Genomic DNA, 21,064 nt, shown 5'->3' on the forward strand with positions numbered 1-21,064 from the left:
GATATGCGAAACGGGATCCGTTTAATCACTGTGGCGCTCTTTGCGCTTTGCACACAGGCCCAGGCGGACACCGCGTTGGGTGAGATCAACATTCGGCTCTACGGCAATATTGTCGATTTTACCTGCGTCGCGGAAGGCAGCGACAGCGACAAGACCGTCACGCTGGGCACCTGGCCCACCAAACAGCTCAGCACCACCGGGAGCCGCACGCAGCCCATGCCGTTTACGCTGAAGCTGACCGGCTGTCCGCCGGGCTCGGCGTCCATCACGTTTTCGGGTAAAGCCGACGGGAGCAATAGCGGCCTGCTGGCGCTGAATGACGCCAGTACTGCAAGTCGTGTCGCGGTAGAGATCAGGGATGCGGATAAAACGCGCCTGGCTCTCCAGCAGGCCAGCCAGCCGGTCTCGGTTGATGCGCAGGGGAATGCGATACTGTCGTTTTATGCTAATTATATTGCCACTGCCGATAACCCTCAGCCCGGACGAGCCGATGCGGATGCCACCTTTATGATTAACTATAATTAGCACTGACCGCACTCCCTGCAGCTCAGATAAGCTGCAGGGAGTGAATTCAGGTTAAAGCAGTTCGTGCGCTTTGGCGTAATCAATTAATTCCACGATGCTTTGCACACCCAGCTTGGAATAAATATTGGATTTATGCGCGCTAATGGTTTTGTTGCTTAATAGTAGCTGTTCAGCAATTTCCTTATTGGATAATCCATTCGCCAGATATCGTAATACCGTGACCTCGCGGTTCGATAATGGCATATCTACTGCCATCCCTTTCCCTGAACCCAAATGGTTTATAAAGTTCAGCGTTTCTGACGGGAAAAAGGAATAGCCCATCAGGATCATTTCTACGGCGTTGTAGATCTCACCCAAATCTTTACGCTTACTGACGAAGCCATTTGCCCCGGCGCGAATGGCGCGACCCGCGTAAAATAACTCTGATTTAGACGAGAGAAACAGAACCTTAATGTCTTTGTTTAAGTTTCTGATTCTCTTAAGCAAAGCGAAAGCATCCGTGCCCGTGAGTTCAATGTCAAGGATCACCAGATCGATAGGGTGATTGCGGATACAGTCAAGGACTTCATGGCTATCGCCAGACTTGAGCTTGACTGTGATATTCTTATTTTTCTGTAGCAGGACTTCTATCGACATTCTGACGATAGGATGTTCGTCCATAATGATAACGGATGCCGGTTTCATTTTTAATGCCTCAGATTGTTAAAAGCGTTGTGCAGAGTTTGTAAAACTCTCGAAATGCCGGAAGGATATAATGTGCAGATCCCTATACCGTAGTATTTCCCTGGAAAGAGCGAAAGCATCCTTGTTTACGTAATGAAAAGAACTATGCCTCAGCGCGGTCATCTCATTAGGCTGGTGTTGGCAAAAAGGTTTTTCTTATTCAGATTTGATACGCATCTTATTATACAGGGTAAGTTTTTTCCGAAAACCCTGTAAATTAATATCCGCTTATGGGTTTGTATTATCTTCTGGATCTGAATCGCTATTTTTTTAAATTTAGCGGAAATATCCTGTTATCTCATTTACCGCATATTTTCATCTTTATGTAATAACAAAAAATAACAGATATCTCTTTATGTTGATTAATTGTTAACGAAAATACCCATCATTTAGGGGGACTAACCCACGCTGATGAGCTCAACAATTGCCCTCGCAGGCCGCCAGTCCTTCATCTGAAAGCGCGCTGGTTGATTAGAAGGTCCGCATCTCCTGCACAGGAGAACATGTTATCCGCTTTGCTTTTTCCTCCCTGACGTTGCCGCTAAGCTGCTTGTTTTTACATCATTATCATCTTGTTAACGCTATCTGCATTCACTTAACGGATGGAGTAAAGTGCTGCCGTTTGTTCATTCTGTGGCATTTCACAATGTTCGCGTCCTTAAATTAGGAATAGTTATAAATTCGATTTAATTGTTAAAAATTAACATTTATGCAACGCAAGTGGTAAGTAAATTCCTAAACAGCTTTAGGAAATAAGGGGTTAGGACGTGAGTGAAAATGTGCAGTCTGAGAGGTTATTAAGAAGATGCAGCAATTCCTGACGATGGCTCAGCCCGAGCTTCACCAGGATGCAGCTGAGACGATAGATAATACGGCTATAGGGACGATTCTGCATAAGGGCAATCTGACGTAACGTCTTGCCCCGGGAAAGCTCCTGCAGGATGGGCCATTCGTTGCGTGAAAACCAGTCTTTCTCCGTACCCTGCGGAGGGAGGGTATCCAGCAGGCTCTGCTGGAGCGCAGCGGCATTCAGCTGGCGTTCGAGAACATGAAAGGGACCTGCCGCTTTGCAGAAGAGGCGGGTGTCGTAATTATCGGCCCTGACCAACAGCCAGGGCGTCAGGAACGGAGGAAACAGACTATGCCGTCTCAACTGATCCAGTTTCTCCAGAAGCCCCGTGGACCGGCTTTCAATATCCACGACCAGACGGGCTGAGGGCCACTGCGTCTGAGCGATGAGGGCATCGTCCAGCGTGGCGTAGTCGCAGCAGCTGCTCAGGGGAAATTGCCCGTTGAGAAAACCGGTGCGCAGGTAGTGATCCTCAGTCACCAGAAGGATAAAAGGGGCGTCTGTTTTGCGGGGCTGGCTGATGGACTGGCTCAAGAATTCGAGCCGGTCGAAAAAGGGGGGAGCAAAAGGTGAGCGCGTAAATCCCAGTGCATCACTTCCTGTACGCCGCCGCCGGTAACGGCGCACTGTCATTCGCATGGTCTCCCTCCTGGAAATGGCTTTCTAATCCTCCGGCCATGTCCAGGACGGCCAGTAATACCCCTGGCCGAGATCTGCGCCTGCCTGCAGTGCACAGGTACGATCGCGTTCAGTCTCAATACCTTCAATAAGCACTTTCCCGGCAAGCTGAAAGCAAAGGGAAACCAGTTGCCTCAACTCAGGGGTGTCGCGTAAACGCCAGAATGCTTCCTTATCTATTTTGATGCCGCTTAACGGGAGTCGAAAGGATAAAAACGACTGCACTAAGACGTCATCGATGTCGTCCAGCCAGATTGCGTGCCCTCGTCTGCTCAACTGATGGAGATTCTGAACCACGAACTGCTTCTGTGCGACGGAAAGCGCCAAAATGGACGCGGGGTCGACAAACTCAATATTGAGCGGCACGCAGGATAATCTTATAAGTCGCTGAAAAGACGTGGGCTCTGTCAGAACGGTTATCGGCAGATTAATAAAAAGGTTATGACCGTGCGGCGTATTTTTTAACGCGGCAAGCTGCGCTTCAAGCAGCGTTATCGACCAGTCTGCGGACCGATCGCAAAAAAAGTCCTCACTGTGCCGCGTGTCGGCCAGAACGCTAAGGACCTCGACGCCAACCTGACGTAAGGAGGTAAGGGCGACGATGGGCTCAAGCTTAATGCCGACGATGTCCTGAGATATGTACTGTAACCGGGGGGGCGTATCGATCAGGTTTTGCGCTGTCACTCCATTGTCCTGTTGTCTGTCAGCCTCCAGGCGGCCGGGATACCTGACTCTAGTGTGACGAGCTGACGTTCGGGAAAACAGCAGGCGTTACTTAAATGCAACTAAGCCTTTTCGCAGCGCTAAATTTTACGGTGAAACAGGACAAAATGTTGAGAAAATAGCCGTATTTACAATCGGCTAGCGGTAATTGACTCTGAAAACGGAAAAGGCATTGACTCACCTGCCATTGACCGTATAATTCTTCGCGTTTCACCGCCGCGAAGTACACACTTCTCAGTGCGCCCTTAGCTCAGTTGGATAGAGCAACGGCCTTCTAAGCCGTAGGTCGTAGGTTCGAATCCTACAGGGCGTGCCATTTAATTTCATAGAGTTACGCCTCCTTCACATCCTCCTGATTTCCATTGTGGGACATATTTGGGACATCACCCCTAAAACTTACCGGTCATGAAGGACATTTATGTGGTATCTACTCGCAACTTCGCTTGCCGCACTCTCTCTTAATAAAAGCCTGGCTTACCTGATGCTGGGATTAACGGCATTTCTCGGCTGGAAACAGAGTATTCTTGACGCCCCGGCGCTGCTGGTTATTGCATCAATCGTTGTTGGCTGGTCTGTTGTTGAATGGCTACGTAATAAAAATAATAAATACACATATCTGGTCGAAGGCCTGTGCGTGGTCATCGCCGTTGCCCTGGTTTTGCATGTGATCCCGGGTTTTCATAACCCAAAGGTGCTGGATGCTGTCGTCGTTGGTCCGCAAAGCAAACCGTTCAGTATGTACTTTAATATGGACAAGGCGGTGGTGCCGTTCTTTTTAATTACGTGTATGCCAACGTTATTCGTAGCAAAACCCCTCTATAAAGCTGGCAAGGTCGGCTGGGCGATATTGGTTCTTGCGGTACCCGCGCTGTTACTTCTGGCTGTGGCGTTGGGCGGGCTGAGAATTGAGCCACATGCGCCAGAATGGTTCGCGCAATTTGCCCTTGCGAATGTTTTCTTCGTCTCTTTGGCCGAGGAAGCCTTGTTCAGAGGCTACCTTCAGCAGCGATTGTCCCGGATCGTTCATCCTGTTGTCGCGCTGTTGATTGCCTCAGTCATCTTTGGGCTGATGCATTATAGCGGCGGTTTACTGCTGATTATTTTTGCCAGCCTCTCAGGCATTATTTACGGCCTGGCGTGGATGTGGAGCGGCAGGCTCTGGGTTGCAACGTTATTCCATTTTGGGCTGAACGGCCTGCATTTATTGTTCTTCACCTATCCTGTGTATGCCCCTCATGCGGTTATGTGATGCTTTTTAAATGAGTAGCCTTATAAATTTAGCTACCTCCGGATAAGCATACAAAGCCCCGCAATATCGGGGCTTTTATATCTGCCGGGCGCATGAATAACAGATTTACCTTCGCGTTATAATAAATAGAAGGCTAATTAATTCATTACAGGCAGGCTTAAGGTTTTCTTAATCTAATAATTATCTCTCATTAAAATTTGGATTTTTATCATTCTAAAATCTTCTAAAAAGAAATTTTACACTTTTACGACTAAACTCGATTGATACTAATTATCATTAGCGTTGTTGTATGCTTTAATCCTGTCCCACAAAGCTATGAGTGGTTACTCCCGTTGGTCTATTAAGGATATGTTCATGAATTCTCGCCTGCTGTCCTGCTTCTCGCTTGCCTTGTTGTCTTCCTCCCTTTTCTTTTCCACACAATCGGTTGCCGCCGATAACAACGAAGGTATCGTTGTTTATAACGCGCAGCACGAAAACCTGGTGAAGTCGTGGGTTGACGGTTTTACTAAAGAAACCGGTATTAAAGTCACGCTACGTAATGGTGATGACAGCGAGCTGGGTAACCAGCTGGTGCAGGAGGGCAGCGCGTCGCCGGCAGACGTATTCCTGACGGAGAACTCGCCGTCCATGGTGCTGGTGGATAATGCAAACCTGTTTGCGCCGCTGGATCCAGACACCCTGAAGCAGGTACCGGCGGAATATCGTCCTGCGCACGGCCGCTGGATCGGCATTGCCGCCCGCAGCACGGTATTTGTGTATAACCCGGCAAAACTCAGCGAACAGCAGCTGCCTAAGTCGCTGATGGATCTGGCGAAACCCGAGTGGAAAGGCCGCTGGGCGGCATCTCCTTCAGGCGCGGATTTCCAGGCCATCGTGAGCGCGATGCTGGCCCTGAAGGGCGAGAAGGCCACCCTGGAATGGCTTAAAGCGATGAAAGCCAATTTCGTTGCCTATAAAGGCAACAGCACCGTGATGAAGGCAGTCAATGCCGGCCAGATTGATGGCGGCGTGATTTATCACTACTACCGCTTTGTCGACCAGTCCAAAACCGGTGAAAACAGCAAAAACACTCAGCTCTACTACTTCAAACACCAGGATCCGGGCGCGTTCGTAAGCCTTTCCGGCGGTGGCGTGCTGGCGTCCAGCAAACACAAAGCGCAGGCGCAGGCCTTCATCAAGTACATTACCGGCAAAGAAGGTCAGGAAAGTCTGCGTACCAACAACGCCTTTGAGTATGCAGTGGGCGTGAACGCGGCCTCCAACCCGAAACTGGTTCCGCTGAAAGATCTTGATGCACCGAAAGTTGAACCTTCAACGCTCAACAGTAAAAAAGTTATCGAGCTGATGACGCAAGCCGGTCTGCTGTGATCCTGAGAGTGAAGTGAACGTCTTATGTCTGGTCTGAGTCTCGACATCGGAAAAAACAGAGTGCAGGAGCCTGTCCGCAGGCGTCCTGCACTGCCGATGGTTGCGTTAGCTGTGTTGTTTTCATTAATGGCGCTTCTGCCTTTGGGTTTTATCATTGCCATTGGCATTGAGACCGGCTGGGAAACCATTAAGGCGCTGGTGTTTCGCCCGCGTGTGGCTGAGCTGCTCGGCAACACGCTGTGGCTGACGGCCCTGGCGGTTCCGCTGTGTATCGTGACGGGCGTGGTGATAGCCTGGCTCACAGAGCGCACGCAGCTTGCCGGACGGGGCATCTGGTCCGCGCTGGCGGTCGCTCCGCTGGCCATTCCGGCGTTTGTGCAAAGCTATGCCTGGGTGAGCGTTGTTCCCTCCATGCACGGGCTCTCTGCGGGCGTGTTCCTTTCCGTACTTGCCTACTATCCGTTTATCTATATGCCGGTTGCGGCGGTGCTGCGTCGCCTTGACCCGACGCTTGAAGATGTCGCCGCGTCGCTCGGCACGCCGCCGTGGAAGGTCTTTTTCCGCGTGGTGCTGCCCCAGCTCAAGCTGGCTATCTGCGGCGGCGCGCTGCTGGTGGCGCTGCACCTGCTGGCGGAATATGGCCTGTACGTGATGATCCGCTTTGATACCTTCACCACGGCCATTTATGACCAGTTTCAGTCTACCTTCAGCGGTCCGGCGGCAAACATGCTGGCGGGCGTGCTGGCCTTGTGCTGCCTGGCTATATTAATGCTGGAAGGCGTGACGCGTGGAAAAGCCCGCTACGCGCGAATTGGCGCCGGGGCCGCGCGCGAGCAGAAACGCTGGCCGCTGAAGCCTGCGGCGGCCGCGCTGGGTCAGCTGTTTTTCATCGTGCTGATCGTGCTGGCGCTGGGCGTGCCGTTAATTGTTCTGTGTCGCTGGGTTTGGCTCGGCGGCGTGCAAAACTGGATGAGTGCCGATCTCTGGCACTCCCTGCGCCAGACGCTGATGCTCGGCGTGGGCGGCGCACTTCTCACGACCGTGTGCGTGATCCCCATCGCGTGGCTCGGTATCCGCTATCCACACCGCATCTTCCGGATGCTGGAAGGGTGCATCTATATCACCAGTTCGCTGCCGGGCATTGTCACGGCGCTGGCGCTGGTCACCGTCACTATTCATTACGCCCGTCCCATTTACCAGACGGAAATTACCCTGTTCCTGGCCTACCTGCTGATGTTTATGCCCCGTGCGCTCATCAACCTGCGGGCGGGGATTGCTCAGGCGCCGGTTGAGCTGGAAAACGTGGCGCGCAGCCTGGGCAGCACGCCCGCGAAGGCGCTCTGGAGCGTCACGATGCGGCTTGCCGCGCCGGGTGCGGCGGCGGGTTCCGCGCTGGTTTTCCTCGGCGTCAGCAACGAGTTGACCGCCACGCTGTTGCTCTCTCCTCTGGGCACGCGCACGCTCTCAACCGGATTCTGGGCGTTGACCAGCGAAATTGATTATGTGGCTGCAGCGCCTTACGCGATGCTGATGATCCTGATTTCACTCCCGCTGACCGCCATTCTCTATATGCAGTCGAAGAAAATTGCAGGGCTATGACATGCTTGAATTAACCGCCATTTCTAAATCGTTTTCTGATGTGCAGGTGCTCGACAGCTTAAACCTGAGCGTTGCGCCGGGGAGCAGGACGGCGATTGTCGGGCCGTCCGGGTCGGGTAAAACCACGCTGCTGCGTATTCTTGCTGGCTTTGAAACGCCCGACACGGGGCGCATTGTCATGCAGGGGAGAACGCTGTTTGATGAAAACAACTTTGTTCCCGCCCACCTGCGCCGGATCGGTTTTGTACCTCAGGAAGGGGCGCTTTTCCCCCACCTTAATGTGGCAGACAACATTGCCTGGGGGCTGGACGGTACCCGCCACGAGAAGCGCCAGCGCGTTGAGGCGCTGATGGAGATGGTCTCTCTGGACAGGCAGCTCGCAACGCACTGGCCCCATGAGATTTCCGGCGGACAGCAGCAGCGCGTGGCGCTTGCCCGTGCGCTGGCCCAGCGTCCTTCACTGATGCTGCTGGATGAACCTTTCTCGGCGCTGGACACCGGCCTGCGCGCCATGACCCGTAAAGCCACGGCCGATCTGCTGGCCGAAGCGGGCGTGGCCTCGATTCTGGTCACCCACGATCAGAACGAAGCGTTGTCCTTTGCCACGCAGGTCGCGGTCATGCGCTCCGGGCGCTTCACGCAGGTCGGGACGCCTTATGAGGTGTACACCCGTCCGGTTGACGAAGAGACGGCGCTGTTTCTTGGCGATGCGCTGATCCTGCCTGCGCAGCTCACCGCGGGCTACGCCCTGTGCGCCCTGGGTGAGGTGCCCACGGACAACGCGCAGGCTACAGGGCAGGGCAGAGTGATGCTGCGCCCGGAACAGCTGAGCGTGACGGCATGTGCCTCCCATGAAAGCCCAATCTCGATTCTTGATGTGGACTTCACCGGCCAGCTGTCGACGCTCACCCTTGGGCTCGCCGGGCAGCACGAGCCCGTGACCCTGAAGACCGTCAGCCAGCCTGGATGGAACCCTGGCACGGCGGTACGCATTGATATTGCTGGCACCGCGCGTGTATTCGAATATTCTTAATATTCGTTAGTAATTTCATGCAACGGGTTGTTATAAAAGATTTTTCCCGAACGTATGGCATTCTCTGAGATTCTCTACCATGCTCATAAAACCTCACCGCAATGCGTGAGGTTTTTCGTAGTTGCTGATTAATCTCAAGGAAAAAGGTTATGAAAAAGACGACTGCTATTTTGTTGGGAACGGCGTTACTGTTTACAACCAATGCTTTTGCTGCACAGCTACTCACTAAAAGCGAGTTCAAAAAAGTTGCATCTCAATATAAAAAAATCGGTACGGTAAACACCTCGAATGAAGTATCGGTGGATGATGCAAAAAAAGAACTGATTGAGAAAGCCGATAAGAAAGGCGCGGATGTCCTGGTGCTCACTTCAGGGAACACCAACAATAAAATTCACGGTACGGCCAATATCTACAAGAAAAAATAACGTCATTGCAGCCACCCCGAAACGGGGTGGTTGTTCACCCTCTTTTCTCGCCATACCTCCTCATGAACGCGGTTACACTTGCTAATGCATTTATAATGCGTATAGTTCTCATTTGCATTTCAGCAAACACATTCTAAGGCCCGACAACGGGTCATTTTTGCGCGCACTTTCAAATGAGTTAACGATGAACAACACCATCATGCACAAAACGCTGCTGGCGCTCGCCGTTGGCGCAATAACACATTCAGCCTTCGCGGCTGACGATCAAAAAGAAGATACCCTCATCGTGCAGGCTAAGCCTGCCAGCGAGTTCAAACCCGGTGGCGACCAGCTGGTACCGGCCTTCCTTGACGGACAGGTGGCGAACGGCGGACGCATGGGAATGCTGGGCCAGCAGAACGCCATGGACGTGCCGTTCAACATCATCAGCTACACCTCAAAGCTGGTGGAAGATCAGCAGGCGAAAACCATTGCTGACGTGGTCGCTAACGACGCGGGCGTGCAGTTCGTTCAGGGGTATGGCAACAGCGCGGAAACCTACCGCATCCGCGGCCTGAAGTTTGACGGTGACGACATGACCTTTGGCGGTCTGTCCGGCGTGCTGCCGCGGCAGGTAGTAGATACCCAGATGGTCGATCGCATCGAGATCTTCAAAGGGGCCAACTCGCTGATGAACGGCGCGGCGAGCTCCGGCGTGGGCGGGATGATCAACCTTGAGCCTAAACACGCGGGCGAACTCCCGCAGGCGAAAGTGGGCATCGACTATACCTCTGATTCCCAGATTGGCACCACGCTGGATGCGGGCCGTCGCTACGGTGACAGCGACCAGTTTGGCGCGCGGGTGAACCTGGTCCATCGAGAAGGGGAAACCGGCATACCGAATGACCGCCGCCGCACCACGCTGCTCTCTACCGGCCTGGATTACAGCGGTGACCGCTTCCGCACCTCGCTGGATCTCGGCTATCAGAAGAAAACCTTCCACGGCAGCCCGACCAGCGTTAATATCTCCGCGGTGGATTTCGTACCCGAGCCGCCGAAAAACGATCGCAACTTCTCTCAGAAGTGGGCCTACAGCGACATCGAAAACGAGTTTGGGATGTGGCGCAGCGAGTACGACATCACCGACGGCTGGACCGCCTACACCGGCCTGGGCGCGCAGCACGCGCACGAGGAAGGGATCTACAGCGCGCCGAAGCTGGTGGATAAAAGCGGCAAGGCAACGGTCAGCCGCCTTGATACCAACCGTATCAGCGATTCCGTCAGCGGCATGGCGGGCATTCGCGGTAACTTTGATACCGGTTTTATCTCGCACAAGGTCAACGTCGGCTATTCTGCGATGACCAAAAACGAAAAAATCGCGTGGAAAATGTCGGCTGCGAAGGATAACCCGACCACCAACATCTACCACAATACCGGCGTCGATATGCCGGACAGCACTAACTTCAACGGCTCCGGCGGAAAGTACAGCGACCCGCTGACCAGCGGACGCACGCGCACCCAGGGCTGGCTGCTGAGCGATACGCTGGGCGTGCTGGACGACAAACTGCTGTTCACCGCAGGCGCCCGCCATCAGAAGGTGGTCATTCGCGGCTATAACAAAATTACCGGTGCGGAAAACGCGGCGGATGGCTTCGACGGCAGCCGCTGGATGCCAACCTATGGTGTGGTCTACAAGCCGTGGGAGACGATCTCCCTCTATGCCAACCATACCGAAGCGCTGCAGCCGGGCAAAACCGCGCCTAATACCGCCACCAACTACGGCCAGAGCACCGGTATCGTTCACTCTAAGCAGAATGAAGTGGGCGTGAAGGCGGACTTTGGCCGCGTAGGCGGCTCGCTTGCGCTGTTCGAAATCAAAATGCCGTCGGCGATCCTCGACGACAGCGGTCACTACGGCCTTGACGCTGAACAGCGTAACCGTGGCGTGGAGCTGAACGTCTTCGGCGAGCCAATGCTGGGGATGCGTCTGAACGCCAGCGCTACCTGGCTGCAGGCTGAGCTAACCAAAACCAAAAACGGCGTAAATCAGGGTAACGATGCGATCGGTATTCCGAACTTTTACGCCGTGCTGGGCGCAGAGTACGACATTAAGCCGATTGACGGCCTGACTGCCACCGCCCGCGTGAATCACTCCGGCGCGCAATATGCTGACCTTGCAAACACCAAAAAGCTGGACAGCTACACCACGCTGGATCTGGGGATGCGCTATCGCTTCGCGGTGAACCACAATGCAAACCAGATGACCGTGCGCGCGGGCATCGACAACGTGACCAATGAAAACTACTGGGCCAGCGTGGACGATTCCGGTACCTATATTACGCAGGGCGAACCGCGCACCTTTAAGGTCTCGGTTGGCTACGAATTCTAAGCGTTCCATCTCGTTATCCGGGGCAGGGATGCCCCAATCCCTTGCTACCTCCAGCATGAAGTGTTAAAACGTGCCCCTTCTAAAAAAGAGACAGGGGTAGGACGTGAAAGACGCGTCATCCGCTTCAGGCCATGGTAGCGCCGAAGCCTCGTCGGATCAGAATCCGACGCTGCAACGTGGGTTGCAAAATCGACATATTCAGTTAATTGCCCTTGGCGGCGCAATCGGTACCGGGCTGTTTCTCGGCATAGGCCCCGCTATTCAGATGGCTGGCCCGGCGGTTCTGCTGGGTTATGGTATCGCCGGGATTATTGCCTTCCTGATCATGCGCCAGCTTGGCGAGATGGTCGTTGAAGAGCCGGTTTCAGGCTCCTTCGCGCACTTTGCTTATAAATACTGGGGCCCGTTTGCCGGCTTCCTGTCCGGCTGGAACTACTGGGTAATGTTCGTGCTGGTGGGGATGGCGGAGTTAACCGCCGCAGGCATCTATATGCAGTACTGGCTGCCGGATGTCCCGACGTGGGTCTGGGCGGCGGCCTTCTTCATCATTATTAACGCCGTTAACCTCGTCAACGTCCGCCTGTATGGCGAAACCGAATTCTGGTTTGCGCTGATCAAGGTGCTGGCGATTATCGGCATGATCGGCTTTGGCCTGTGGCTGCTGTTCTCTGGCCACGGCGGCGAGCGCGCCACGATCGACAACCTGTGGCAGCACGGCGGCTTCCTCGCCACCGGCTGGAAAGGGCTGATTCTCTCCCTGGCGGTGATCATGTTCTCCTTCGGTGGGCTGGAGCTAATTGGCATTACCGCCGCCGAAGCGCGCGACCCGCATAAAAGCATTCCCAAAGCGGTTAACCAGGTGGTGTATCGGATCCTGCTGTTCTACATCGGCTCGCTGGTGGTCTTGCTGGCCCTCTATCCGTGGGTGGAAGTGAAGTCCGACAGCAGCCCGTTCGTGATGATTTTCCACGATCTGAACAGCAACGTGGTCGCCTCGGCGCTGAACTTCGTCATTCTGGTGGCGTCGCTGTCGGTCTATAACAGCGGCGTTTACTCCAACAGCCGTATGCTGTTTGGCCTCTCCGTACAGGGCAACGCACCGCGCTTTTTAACCCGCGTTAGCCGTCGCGGCGTGCCGGTGAACTCTTTGTTGCTGTCAGGGGCCATCACGTCGCTGGTGGTGCTGATCAACTACCTCCTGCCGAAAGAGGCCTTCGGCCTGCTGATGGCGCTGGTTGTCGCCACGCTGCTGCTGAACTGGATCATGATCTGCCTGGCGCACCTGCGCTTTCGCGCCGCGATGCGCCGCAAGGGACGCGAAACGCAGTTCAAAGCGCTCCTTTACCCGGCGGGGAACTACATCTGTATCGCTTTCCTGGGGCTGATTCTGGTGCTGATGTGCACCATGGATGAGATGCGCCTGTCCGCGATGCTGCTGCCGGTGTGGGTTATATTCCTGTTTGTGGCGTTTAAGCTATCCCGAAAAAAGTGATCTGCTTTTCACCCTCTCCCCGTGGGAGAGGGCCGGGGTGAGGGCACCAGACCGCACCTGCCTTCACGCCCGGTGTCCGAAACTGATTATCTGACGATGACCCCCGACAGGGAGCGAATATCATTCCCCGTCGGCGACTGGTGAATACGCAAACCAAATTCATCCACCACCGCGAAAATATGGTCGAAGATGTCGGCCTGTATCTCCTCATATTCTGCCCAGACCACCGTATTGGTAAAGGCATATATTTCAATCGGCAAGCCATTCGCGTCAGGCGCCAACTGACGCACCATCAGCGTCATATCTTTGCGAATGCGCGGGTGGTTGCGAAGATATTCGTTCAGGTAGGCGCGGAAGGTGCCGATATTGGTCATCTTGCGAAGGTTTAATACCGATTCTCCTTCACCGTTCTTCTGATTCCACAGGTTTATTTCCTCATGTCGAGCGGCCAGATAGGGCTTAAGCAGTTTCGCCTGAATAAGTTTCTGCTGTTCCTGCTCGTCGAGAAAATGAATGCTGGTGGTATCAATGTTCAGGCTGCGCTTAATGCGTCGACCGCCGGAGGCCGACATGCCGCTCCAGTTGATAAAGGCGTCGGAGACCAGCGCCCACGTCGGAATGGTCGTAATCGTATTATCGAAATTTCGCACCTTAACGGTGGTCAGGCCGATGTCCGTCACCGTGCCGTTGGCACCGTATTTCGGCATCTCCAGCCAGTCGCCGAGCTTGAGCATGTCGTTGGCGGAAAGCTGAATCCCCGCCACAAGTCCGAGTATCGGGTCTTTAAACACCAGCATCAGAACGGCAGCCATGGCGCCCAGACCGCTGATCAGAATCGCCGGGGACTGGCCGATGAGCAGGGAGATAATCAATATCCCCACCAGGATGGCGCTCACCAGCTTGATGCCCTGGAAGATCCCCTTCAGCGGCAGCTGTGATGCGGTGGCCATTTTCTGCGACAGATTAAAAATCACGTCCAGCAGCGAGAAGAAGGAGAGCAGGGCATACACCATGACCCACAGCTTTGCGCATGTCGTGAGAATTTCCGCCGCTTCGCTGCCTTTTTGCAGCCACAGTACCGCCTGAACGTTGACGATTATCCCCTGAAGGGTGAAGGCCAGACGGTGAAATAATTTATTCTGGGTGATGATCTGCAGCCACAAATGGCTGCTGGCCTGCGCGCGTTTTTCGAAAGCGCGAAGCACCACTTTGTGCAGAATAAAATGAACGATGATGGCGGTAAGAAAAATAATACCAAAGATAATCACTAAAGAGGTGGTGTGATTAATTTCAATGCCTAACTCTTCAACCTGAGCAATTAATTCCTGCATAACGTCTCCTGTATTGATGCAGCCCCATAATGGCGGCTGCGGATCTATTATGCAAATTCACGGGCTTATTTGGTGGCCTGGCAGACCTTTACCACCGGCAGGCACAGGCGATGGCGGATGCGCAGCGTCGCCAGGGCAAGCACCACCATCATCGCCGTTTCCACCAACAGGAAGACGTTCACCGCCTGGGTGTAATCCCCGTGATGGTTCTGCAGCGCGTGGAGCAAAATCGCGCCGAAAATGGCCGGGCCAAGCCCCAGCGCGGCCTGCTGCAGGGTACTGAGAATGGCGCTCGCGGCCCCGGCATCGTCAGGCTGAATATCGCGCATCCCGATGCGGTAGAAACTGTTCACGATCAGCGCCTGACCGTAGCCCACCAGTCCGGTGGCGGGTGCCAGCGTCAGGGGGGTATTTTCCACGCCCCAAATGCGGAACGTGGCGATCAGAGCCAGCAGGCCGATAATCTGGATTGCCAGACCCGTCAGCAGAATAGTGCTGGTGCTGTAGCGGGCAATCAGCCGCGGCGCGAACCAGGCCGAAACAAAGTAGGTCACGCCAAGGGCGATAAAACTGTTTCCGGACTGCCATGGGGCCATCCCCAGACCGGTTTGCATGGTGAGCGCCATACAGAACATAAACCCGGACCAGACGCTGAAAAAGAGCATCGCAATCAGAATGCCAAAGCGAACGCTGCGAAGCGAAAGCAGGCGCGGCGGGATAAGCGGGTGAGCATTCTCACGCTCCTTTTTGCGCGCATTCAGCGCCGTCAGCCAGCCCAGCGGAATAATGGCGAGAAGCATAACCTTCAGCGGCCACGACCAGTGCCACTGTGGGCCGAGCGCCATCGGGAACAGCAGGCAGCAAAGAATGATCGCCAGCAGCACGGTTCCGGTCCAGTCGATGCGTGACGGCGTCTCGCGACGGGTTTCGGGTACGAAATGGCGACTTAGCGCCAGCACCACCAGACAGATCGGCACGTTGATAAAGAAGGCGTTACGCCAGCCCAGCCCGGCGATATCCGCCGACACCAGCCAGCCGCCGCCCATCTGGCCGACGATAAACGCAATCCCACCGATGCCGCCAAACAGGCTGATGGCTTTTGCGTGGGCGGTACCTTTCAGCGTCACGTGCAGCGTGACAAGAATTTGCGGCATGATGAGTGCGGCACCCGCGCCCTGAACGATGCGCGCGGCCAGCAGCTGTTCAATGTTCCCCGCTATTCCGCAGAGCAGCGAGGCCAGGCCAAAGCTCGCCACACCCCACATGAACAGACGGCGACGGCCAAAATTATCCCCCAGCTTGCTGCCGAGCGCGAGGCAGACGGCAAAGGCCACGCCGTAGAGCGCGACGATCAGCTCCAGCTCGGTGGCGGTAGCGTGCAGTGAATGGGTAATGGCGTCCAGCGCCACGTTGGTGATTGAGGTATCAATCATCGGCAGCATCTGGCCGGTTAACAGCAATATCAGGCCAGCGCGACCCGGTGAAACAACTGACGTATTCATGGTAACTCCATTGCGTCATTCAGCAGATGGTCGTAGCATCTACCATCAGATAAACGGGTACCAGTTCTTGCTTATACTGGTACTGGCACTACCATGCAGGGGGATTTATGGCGCTGATGTCTGAACCTGTCGTCTCACTTCAGGATGACACCCGAAAACAGCTCGGGGCATTTTTACGCGCCCGGCGTGAAAGCCTCGATCCGCAGCGTCTCGGCCTGCCGCGCAGCGGTCGTCGCCGCACGCCGGGTCTGCGCCGGGAAGAGGTGGCGATGCTCGCTGACGTGGGCGTGACCTGGTACACCTGGCTTGAGCAGGGCAGGGACGTCAATCCGTCCAGCGCGGTGATGGCGGCCGTGGCAAAAGCGCTGCAATGTACCCCAACTGAAGCCCGGCACCTGTTTGTATTAGCCGGTTTACCGCCGGGTGAAGCGCCGCAGGCGGTCTGCTGCGAGGGCATCAGCGAAGGCACGCGCCGCCTGCTGGATACGCTGATGCCGAAACCCGCCAGCATTCAGAAACCGAACTTCGATATCGTGGCGTGGAACGACAGCTTCGGGCATCTGATGGGCGTCGATTTCAATGACATCCCTCCCGAAGATCGCAACTGTATTTATCTGTTCCTCACCCATCCGGCGTGGCGCGCCCGCCTCGGCAGACGCGACGACGTGCTGCCCATCTTTGTCTCCTATTTCCGGGCGGCGATGGCCGAACACCGGGGCGATCCTCTGTGGGAGGCCAAACTGGCGCGCTTCTTTGCGGTGTCCGAAGAGTTTAAAACCCTGTGGCACCAGCGCAACGACGTGCGCGGCGTGGAGAACCAGCTCAAGCTGTTTACCCATCCCGAGCTGGGGGATTTTACGCTGCAGCAGATGTACTGGTATTCCGCGCCGCGAAACGGCTCGCGGTTGCTGGTGTATCTGCCGGTGGATGAGGCCGGGGAGCGGGCGATGGCGTGGCTGGCGGCGCAGGGGAAATAAGTTTTTTGCGAGACGGTTTCAGGGAATAAGAGCCGAATCTGCTAAGTGGAGGAGACCGGTGTAATGTTGGGTTTAGCTTAAACCCATCGACTGAATCGACATCATTTCGACGAGGTGTTAAGTCGTCTATACTCTCGCCATGAGCAACCACCATGTTGCCACTGATGATTGATTCCGCAGATTTCAGCCAAAAATTAGGCCTTATCTCCCGAAACGTCGAACATACCGAAGCGTTTCTTGCGCGGGGTACGGTGGATTTTCATCTGCCCGGATTTATGCTGCCGGTGGGATATCGCCTGATAAAATCGCGCTACGGTAATGAATATCGTCTCGTCACCATCGACGACGGAAAACCCTATACGGCGTATGCCGTTAGGTTGACGTTTCATAAAGAAATTACCTTTCCCCACGGGGCTGCGACACAGGTTATGGTCTGGCGTACGCCACGCGCTGTCCATCAGCGGGTAATCAGTGGATTACCCCAATCCTTCTTCCAGTGGGTGCTAAGCGAATACGACATTGTGGTTTCTGACAGCGAGCAAACCGGTGACGGACAGTGGTTTTGGTTACGCATGATCGACTGGGCGTTCAGCATGAATTATCGGATAAGCGTGGCGGACGGTACGGTAGGGGAAGAGTGGCACTTAACACCGGTGAGTTCATATGCCGAACTGGAGGAGCGCTGGATTGCGTTTGCCTGGAGATACGATCGCGACGTGCATCCACATCCCAGGTTAGTCATCAGTAAAGCGTAACGGGCCGCACAGAGCGGCCCGTGTTGATCAGCACTCGGTCACAATCGTGCTCAGCGGCAGGCGAGATTTTGGCAGCGTGGCGTTGAAATCTTCAACGCTGTGATGCCCAACCGGCACCACCACCAGGCTGGTGAAGCCCTTCTCTTTCAGGCCAAACTCTTCGTCGAGGATCGCGGCGTCGAAACCTTCAATCGGTACTGCGTCCAGGCCCAGCGCAGCAACGCCCAGCAGGAAGTTACCGACGTTCAGGTAAACCTGCTTCGCCATCCACTGGTCGTCATCTTTCAGATCCACGCGGTGCATGTCGGCGAAGTAGGTGCGGCCCTTATGGTTCGCGGCTTTAGCTTCCGGCGTGTTGAAACGGCCATCGGCCTCTTCCTGGTCGACAACGCGCTCCAGCCATGCATCGTCCATCGCGGTTTTCGCGCAGAACACCACCACGTGAGAGGCATCCAGCATTTTGCGTTCGTTGAACACATAGGTGCCCGCAGCGGATTTCGCCACGCGCGCTTTTCCTTCCTCGGTGCTGGCCACGATGAAGTGCCACGGCTGGGAGTTGGTGCTTGACGGGCTGTACTGCAGCAGGGTTTTGATTTTTTCCGCTTCTTCAGCGGTCAGTTTTTTGCTTGCGTCGAACGCCTTGGTGGAGTGGCGTTTCAGCGCAACAGAAATGATATCCATAACAACTCCTGATGATGAAATTCGCCCGCGTGCGGGCGCGAAAGGTGAGCAGATTACAGCGGGACGCGGAAAAAGATAAGGGCAATTCGAGCGCTTAATCTGTTCGTCTCAGACGAACAATCAGACCGGCCGGATCCACTTCTGGTCTTTTTTCGGCAGTTTATCCACCACCAGATGCCAGGAATCATTAATGAGATCGGTAACCAGTTCCGGCGTCACGTCTTCAGTGCCGTAAAGGGAAATCCAGTGCTTTTTGTTGAGGTGATAGCCCGGTTCAACGCCGCGATAAATCTGCTGATTTAACAGCGATTTTTCCGGGGCTGACTTCAGGCTGACGTGCGGCCGCCCGTGTGCGACGGCCACAATCATGAAAATTTTTCCACCCACTTTAAACACGTCAAACTCCGGCCCAAACGGCCAGCAGTGTTCGGTGAACGGCAGCTCCAGCGCCACGCGTTTTGCGTGCTCCTGCAACGTTTTACTGTCCATCGCTCTCTTCCTGGGCAAGCCCGCGCCACATCACCTCAAAGCCGAGCGCTTTAAACTCAACGGCGCGGGACGGATCGCGGGTGGCAAATTCCATCGTGGATTCGGCCAGCGATAAGAAAAGCGCATCGCCAAACGTTTTAAATTCATCAGACATAAACACCTGACGCACCGAGCGGCGGCAGAGTTCATGCAGCTCCGGGAACATCTCTTTCACCGCCTGTTCCGTTTCGGCGCTCAGCTTTTCACTGACGCCAATCTGGCGGATCGCCGCATGCGCAACGGGGTTACGAATACCCCAGTCCACATAGCTGTTCCAGATATTGCGGGTATGTTCTTTAGGCAGCGTGATGGTGCGATCGAGGTTCGCGAGCATGGTCTGGCAGAGATCTTGCTTCAGGTGCAGATAGAGGGCATTCAGCAGATCGTCTTTCGTAGCAAAGTAGCGGAACAGGGTGCCTTCGGCGACGCCCGCCTTACGGGCAATAAGCGCCGTTGAGGCGGCAATACCTGACTGTGCAAACGCCACCGTTGCGGCTTCCAGTAAGGCCTGTTTTTTATCTTCACTCTTCGGACGTGCCACTAAATTTTTCCTCCTGTCAATTATAAAAACCCTGATTGAAACACGTGCTTTGACACGCTGCAACGCGGAATGTCAAAGATCGAAAACGTCTTGACGACTTTATCATCATATCTATAATGAGTGCTTACTCACTCATAATCAAGTTTACCCTGCGCACGCTATCGGATGGGGCGCGTTTTCGGGTCAGGATATGAAAAAACCTCTCTTCATCTGCGTGGTGTTAATCATGATTATTGCTTCAGCCGCGAGTTTACCGTTTGTTCTGAATGCCGGATTCGGCCAGCCGCCGCAGGGTGAAAGGCTCACTGAAGTGGAGGCCTCCCCACAGTATCGCGAGGGGAAATTCCACAACACGCTGCCGACGCCGGGTTATAACGGTGACAAAAATATGCTGGTCGCGATGTGGGAGTTTCTGACCAAAAAAACCGAAAACGCCCGCCCGACCCGGCCGCTGCCGCTGGTGAAAACCGATCTTGCGAGCCTGCCGCTGGAGCAGGACACACTGGTGTGGCTCGGTCACTCATCGTGGTATCTGCAGCTCGCGGGTAAACGCATCCTGATTGACCCGGTTCTTGGCAACTATGCCGCGCCGTTCTCGTTCCTCAATAAGGCCTTTGCCGGCGAGTATCCGTGGCGCGCTGAACGCATGCCGGAGATCGACCTGCTGATTATTTCGCACGATCACTACGATCATCTGGATTACGCAACCATCCGGGCGCTAATGCCGAAGGTAAAGCGCGTGGTGACGCCGCTGGGCGTAGGATCCCACCTGCGCTACTGGGGGATGAAGTCCGAGATTATTGACGAGCGCGACTGGAACCAGTCGGTAAGCATCAGCGATGAATTGACGGTGCACGTTCTGCCAGCGCGTCACTTCTCCGGTCGCGGCATCAAACGCGATCGCACATTGTGGGGCAGCTTCATGTTCGTTACGCCAGAGCAGAATGTTTACTACAGCGGGGATTCCGGTTACGGCCCGCACTTCAAGGCCATCGGTGAACAGTTTGGCGAAGTGGACGTAGCCATCATGGAAAACGGCCAGTACGACCAGGACTGGAAGTACATCCACATGCTGCCGGAGGAAACGGCGCAGGCCTCGGCGGACCTGAACGCGAAAGCCGTGGTGCCGGGGCATAACGGACGCTTCGTGCTGGCGAAACACGCCTGGAACGATCCGCTGATCCAGCTGGCAAAAGCCAGCAAGGATAAAAATTATCGGTTGCTGACGCCGGAACTGGGCGAGCCCGTCCGGGTAAGCGACAGCGCACAAACCTTTCGTGCGTGGTGGGAATAATGTTTAAGCGAGAAGCAGAGGGGGACAGCAGTATGACCATTTCCGCTCAAGTCATCGACACTATCGTCGAATGGATCGACGACAATCTGCACCAGCCATTACGAATAGAAGAGATTGCCCGCCACGCGGGTTACTCGAAATGGCACCTGCAGCGGCTGTTTATGCAGTACAAAGGGGAGAGTCTGGGGCGTTATATCCGTGAACGTAAGCTGCTGCTGGCGGCGCGCGATCTGCGTGAATCCGACGCCCGGGTGTACGACATCTGCCTGCGTTACGGGTTTGACTCGCAGCAGACGTTTACCCGTATCTTCACCCGTACGTTCAACCAGCCGCCTGGAGCGTACCGCAAGGAGAACCACAGCCGGGCGCATTGAACGCAAACCAAAACAAGCCGGGCCAGGCGAAGCCGCCACCCGGCT

At 54.9% G+C, this 21,064-nt stretch carries 20 protein-coding genes and 1 tRNA gene; 13 read left to right on the forward strand and 8 right to left on the reverse strand.

The features are described 5' to 3' along the window. The first annotated feature begins 3 nt into the window (after nucleotides 1-3). A complete protein-coding gene (sfmF, locus tag ACW9E7_RS04015; protein ID WP_115874402.1) occupies nucleotides 4-525 on the forward strand; it encodes a fimbria assembly protein in 522 nt (173 codons plus the stop codon). A gap of 51 nt (nucleotides 526-576) precedes the next feature. On the opposite strand, the gene fimZ is transcribed toward sfmF, so the two are convergent. The 3 genes from fimZ to ACW9E7_RS04030 all read right to left on the reverse strand — a co-directional run bounded on the left by fimZ (nucleotide 577) and on the right by ACW9E7_RS04030 (nucleotide 3,460). Next, nucleotides 577-1,209 carry a fimbria biosynthesis transcriptional regulator FimZ gene (fimZ, locus tag ACW9E7_RS04020; protein ID WP_008499339.1) on the reverse strand — a complete coding sequence of 211 codons (633 nt, stop codon included), beginning with the start codon at nucleotides 1,207-1,209 and terminating at the stop codon, nucleotides 577-579. 799 nt (nucleotides 1,210-2,008) lie between these two features. Continuing rightward, the gene (locus ACW9E7_RS04025; RefSeq protein ID WP_111963361.1) at nucleotides 2,009-2,737 is read right to left on the reverse strand and encodes a helix-turn-helix transcriptional regulator; all 729 of its coding nucleotides are present in this window, start codon (nucleotides 2,735-2,737) and stop codon (nucleotides 2,009-2,011) included. A gap of 24 nt (nucleotides 2,738-2,761) precedes the next feature. Continuing rightward, entirely contained in the window at nucleotides 2,762-3,460 is a 699-nt protein-coding gene (locus ACW9E7_RS04030; protein ID WP_115874403.1) for an EAL domain-containing protein, read from the reverse strand. Between the two features lie 278 nt (nucleotides 3,461-3,738). Here ACW9E7_RS04030 and ACW9E7_RS04035 point away from each other — a divergent pair. From ACW9E7_RS04035 to pheP, 8 genes are all read left to right on the forward strand, one after another. Then, nucleotides 3,739-3,815, forward strand: a tRNA-Arg gene (locus ACW9E7_RS04035). A gap of 102 nt (nucleotides 3,816-3,917) precedes the next feature. Then, nucleotides 3,918-4,748, forward strand: a complete 831-nt coding sequence (locus tag ACW9E7_RS04040) for a lysostaphin resistance A-like protein (RefSeq protein WP_458727289.1) — start codon at nucleotides 3,918-3,920, stop codon at nucleotides 4,746-4,748. A 354-nt stretch (nucleotides 4,749-5,102) separates the two neighbouring features. Continuing rightward, nucleotides 5,103-6,119: an iron ABC transporter substrate-binding protein gene (locus ACW9E7_RS04045; RefSeq protein ID WP_458727290.1), complete on the forward strand. Its 1,017-nt coding sequence runs from the start codon at nucleotides 5,103-5,105 to the stop codon at nucleotides 6,117-6,119. 24 nt (nucleotides 6,120-6,143) lie between these two features. Beyond that, entirely contained in the window at nucleotides 6,144-7,718 is a 1,575-nt protein-coding gene (locus ACW9E7_RS04050) for an ABC transporter permease (RefSeq protein ID WP_458727291.1), read from the forward strand. 1 nt (nucleotide 7,719) lies between these two features. Then, on the forward strand, nucleotides 7,720-8,751 hold the full coding sequence (locus ACW9E7_RS04055; RefSeq protein ID WP_111963356.1) for an ABC transporter ATP-binding protein: 1,032 nt from the start codon (nucleotides 7,720-7,722) through the stop codon (nucleotides 8,749-8,751). A gap of 149 nt (nucleotides 8,752-8,900) precedes the next feature. Continuing rightward, nucleotides 8,901-9,176, forward strand: a complete 276-nt coding sequence (yahO, locus tag ACW9E7_RS04060; RefSeq protein ID WP_023310654.1) for a DUF1471 family periplasmic protein YahO — start codon at nucleotides 8,901-8,903, stop codon at nucleotides 9,174-9,176. Nucleotides 9,177-9,360: 184 nt separating this feature from the next. Further along, nucleotides 9,361-11,544: a TonB-dependent receptor gene (locus ACW9E7_RS04065; RefSeq protein ID WP_458727292.1), complete on the forward strand. Its 2,184-nt coding sequence runs from the start codon at nucleotides 9,361-9,363 to the stop codon at nucleotides 11,542-11,544. A 103-nt stretch (nucleotides 11,545-11,647) separates the two neighbouring features. Beyond that, entirely contained in the window at nucleotides 11,648-13,036 is a 1,389-nt protein-coding gene (pheP, locus tag ACW9E7_RS04070) for a phenylalanine transporter (protein WP_115874408.1), read from the forward strand. An 86-nt stretch (nucleotides 13,037-13,122) separates the two neighbouring features. Here the strand turns inward: pheP and ACW9E7_RS04075 are convergent, their stop codons facing one another. Both ACW9E7_RS04075 and ACW9E7_RS04080 read right to left on the reverse strand, forming a co-directional pair. Further along, nucleotides 13,123-14,367: a mechanosensitive ion channel family protein gene (locus ACW9E7_RS04075; RefSeq protein WP_133293931.1), complete on the reverse strand. Its 1,245-nt coding sequence runs from the start codon at nucleotides 14,365-14,367 to the stop codon at nucleotides 13,123-13,125. Nucleotides 14,368-14,432: 65 nt separating this feature from the next. Further along, a complete protein-coding gene (locus ACW9E7_RS04080; RefSeq protein WP_252092613.1) occupies nucleotides 14,433-15,869 on the reverse strand; it encodes an MFS transporter in 1,437 nt (478 codons plus the stop codon). A 107-nt stretch (nucleotides 15,870-15,976) separates the two neighbouring features. Here ACW9E7_RS04080 and ACW9E7_RS04085 point away from each other — a divergent pair, with 107 nt between their 5' ends. Both ACW9E7_RS04085 and ACW9E7_RS04090 read left to right on the forward strand, forming a co-directional pair. Further along, nucleotides 15,977-16,846: a helix-turn-helix transcriptional regulator gene (locus ACW9E7_RS04085; RefSeq protein ID WP_104949205.1), complete on the forward strand. Its 870-nt coding sequence runs from the start codon at nucleotides 15,977-15,979 to the stop codon at nucleotides 16,844-16,846. Between the two features lie 152 nt (nucleotides 16,847-16,998). Further along, nucleotides 16,999-17,601: a hypothetical protein gene (locus ACW9E7_RS04090; RefSeq protein ID WP_133293934.1), complete on the forward strand. Its 603-nt coding sequence runs from the start codon at nucleotides 16,999-17,001 to the stop codon at nucleotides 17,599-17,601. Nucleotides 17,602-17,628: 27 nt separating this feature from the next. Here ACW9E7_RS04090 and nfsB read toward each other — a convergent pair whose 3' ends face one another. From nfsB to ACW9E7_RS04105, 3 genes are all read right to left on the reverse strand, one after another. Further along, nucleotides 17,629-18,282 carry an oxygen-insensitive NAD(P)H nitroreductase gene (nfsB, locus tag ACW9E7_RS04095; RefSeq protein ID WP_021241586.1) on the reverse strand — a complete coding sequence of 218 codons (654 nt, stop codon included), beginning with the start codon at nucleotides 18,280-18,282 and terminating at the stop codon, nucleotides 17,629-17,631. A 120-nt stretch (nucleotides 18,283-18,402) separates the two neighbouring features. After that, on the reverse strand, nucleotides 18,403-18,771 hold the full coding sequence (locus ACW9E7_RS04100; RefSeq protein ID WP_325813199.1) for an MmcQ/YjbR family DNA-binding protein: 369 nt from the start codon (nucleotides 18,769-18,771) through the stop codon (nucleotides 18,403-18,405). Then, complete coding sequence (locus tag ACW9E7_RS04105) at nucleotides 18,761-19,351, reverse strand: TetR/AcrR family transcriptional regulator (RefSeq protein WP_302234345.1); 591 nt, start codon at nucleotides 19,349-19,351, stop codon at nucleotides 18,761-18,763. Before ACW9E7_RS04105 ends, ACW9E7_RS04100 begins: the two co-directional genes overlap by 11 nt. A gap of 190 nt (nucleotides 19,352-19,541) precedes the next feature. Between ACW9E7_RS04105 and ACW9E7_RS04110 the strand changes: the two genes are divergently transcribed. Both ACW9E7_RS04110 and ACW9E7_RS04115 read left to right on the forward strand, forming a co-directional pair. Continuing rightward, nucleotides 19,542-20,645 (forward strand): MBL fold metallo-hydrolase, encoded by a 1,104-nt coding sequence (locus tag ACW9E7_RS04110; protein WP_149366075.1) that lies wholly within the window; start codon nucleotides 19,542-19,544, stop codon nucleotides 20,643-20,645. Nucleotides 20,646-20,677: 32 nt separating this feature from the next. Then, on the forward strand, nucleotides 20,678-21,019 hold the full coding sequence (locus ACW9E7_RS04115) for a RamA family antibiotic efflux transcriptional regulator (RefSeq protein ID WP_014830972.1): 342 nt from the start codon (nucleotides 20,678-20,680) through the stop codon (nucleotides 21,017-21,019). Nucleotides 21,020-21,064: the final 45 nt, after the last annotated feature.

The organism is Enterobacter sp. H2G27, assembly GCF_054403075.1.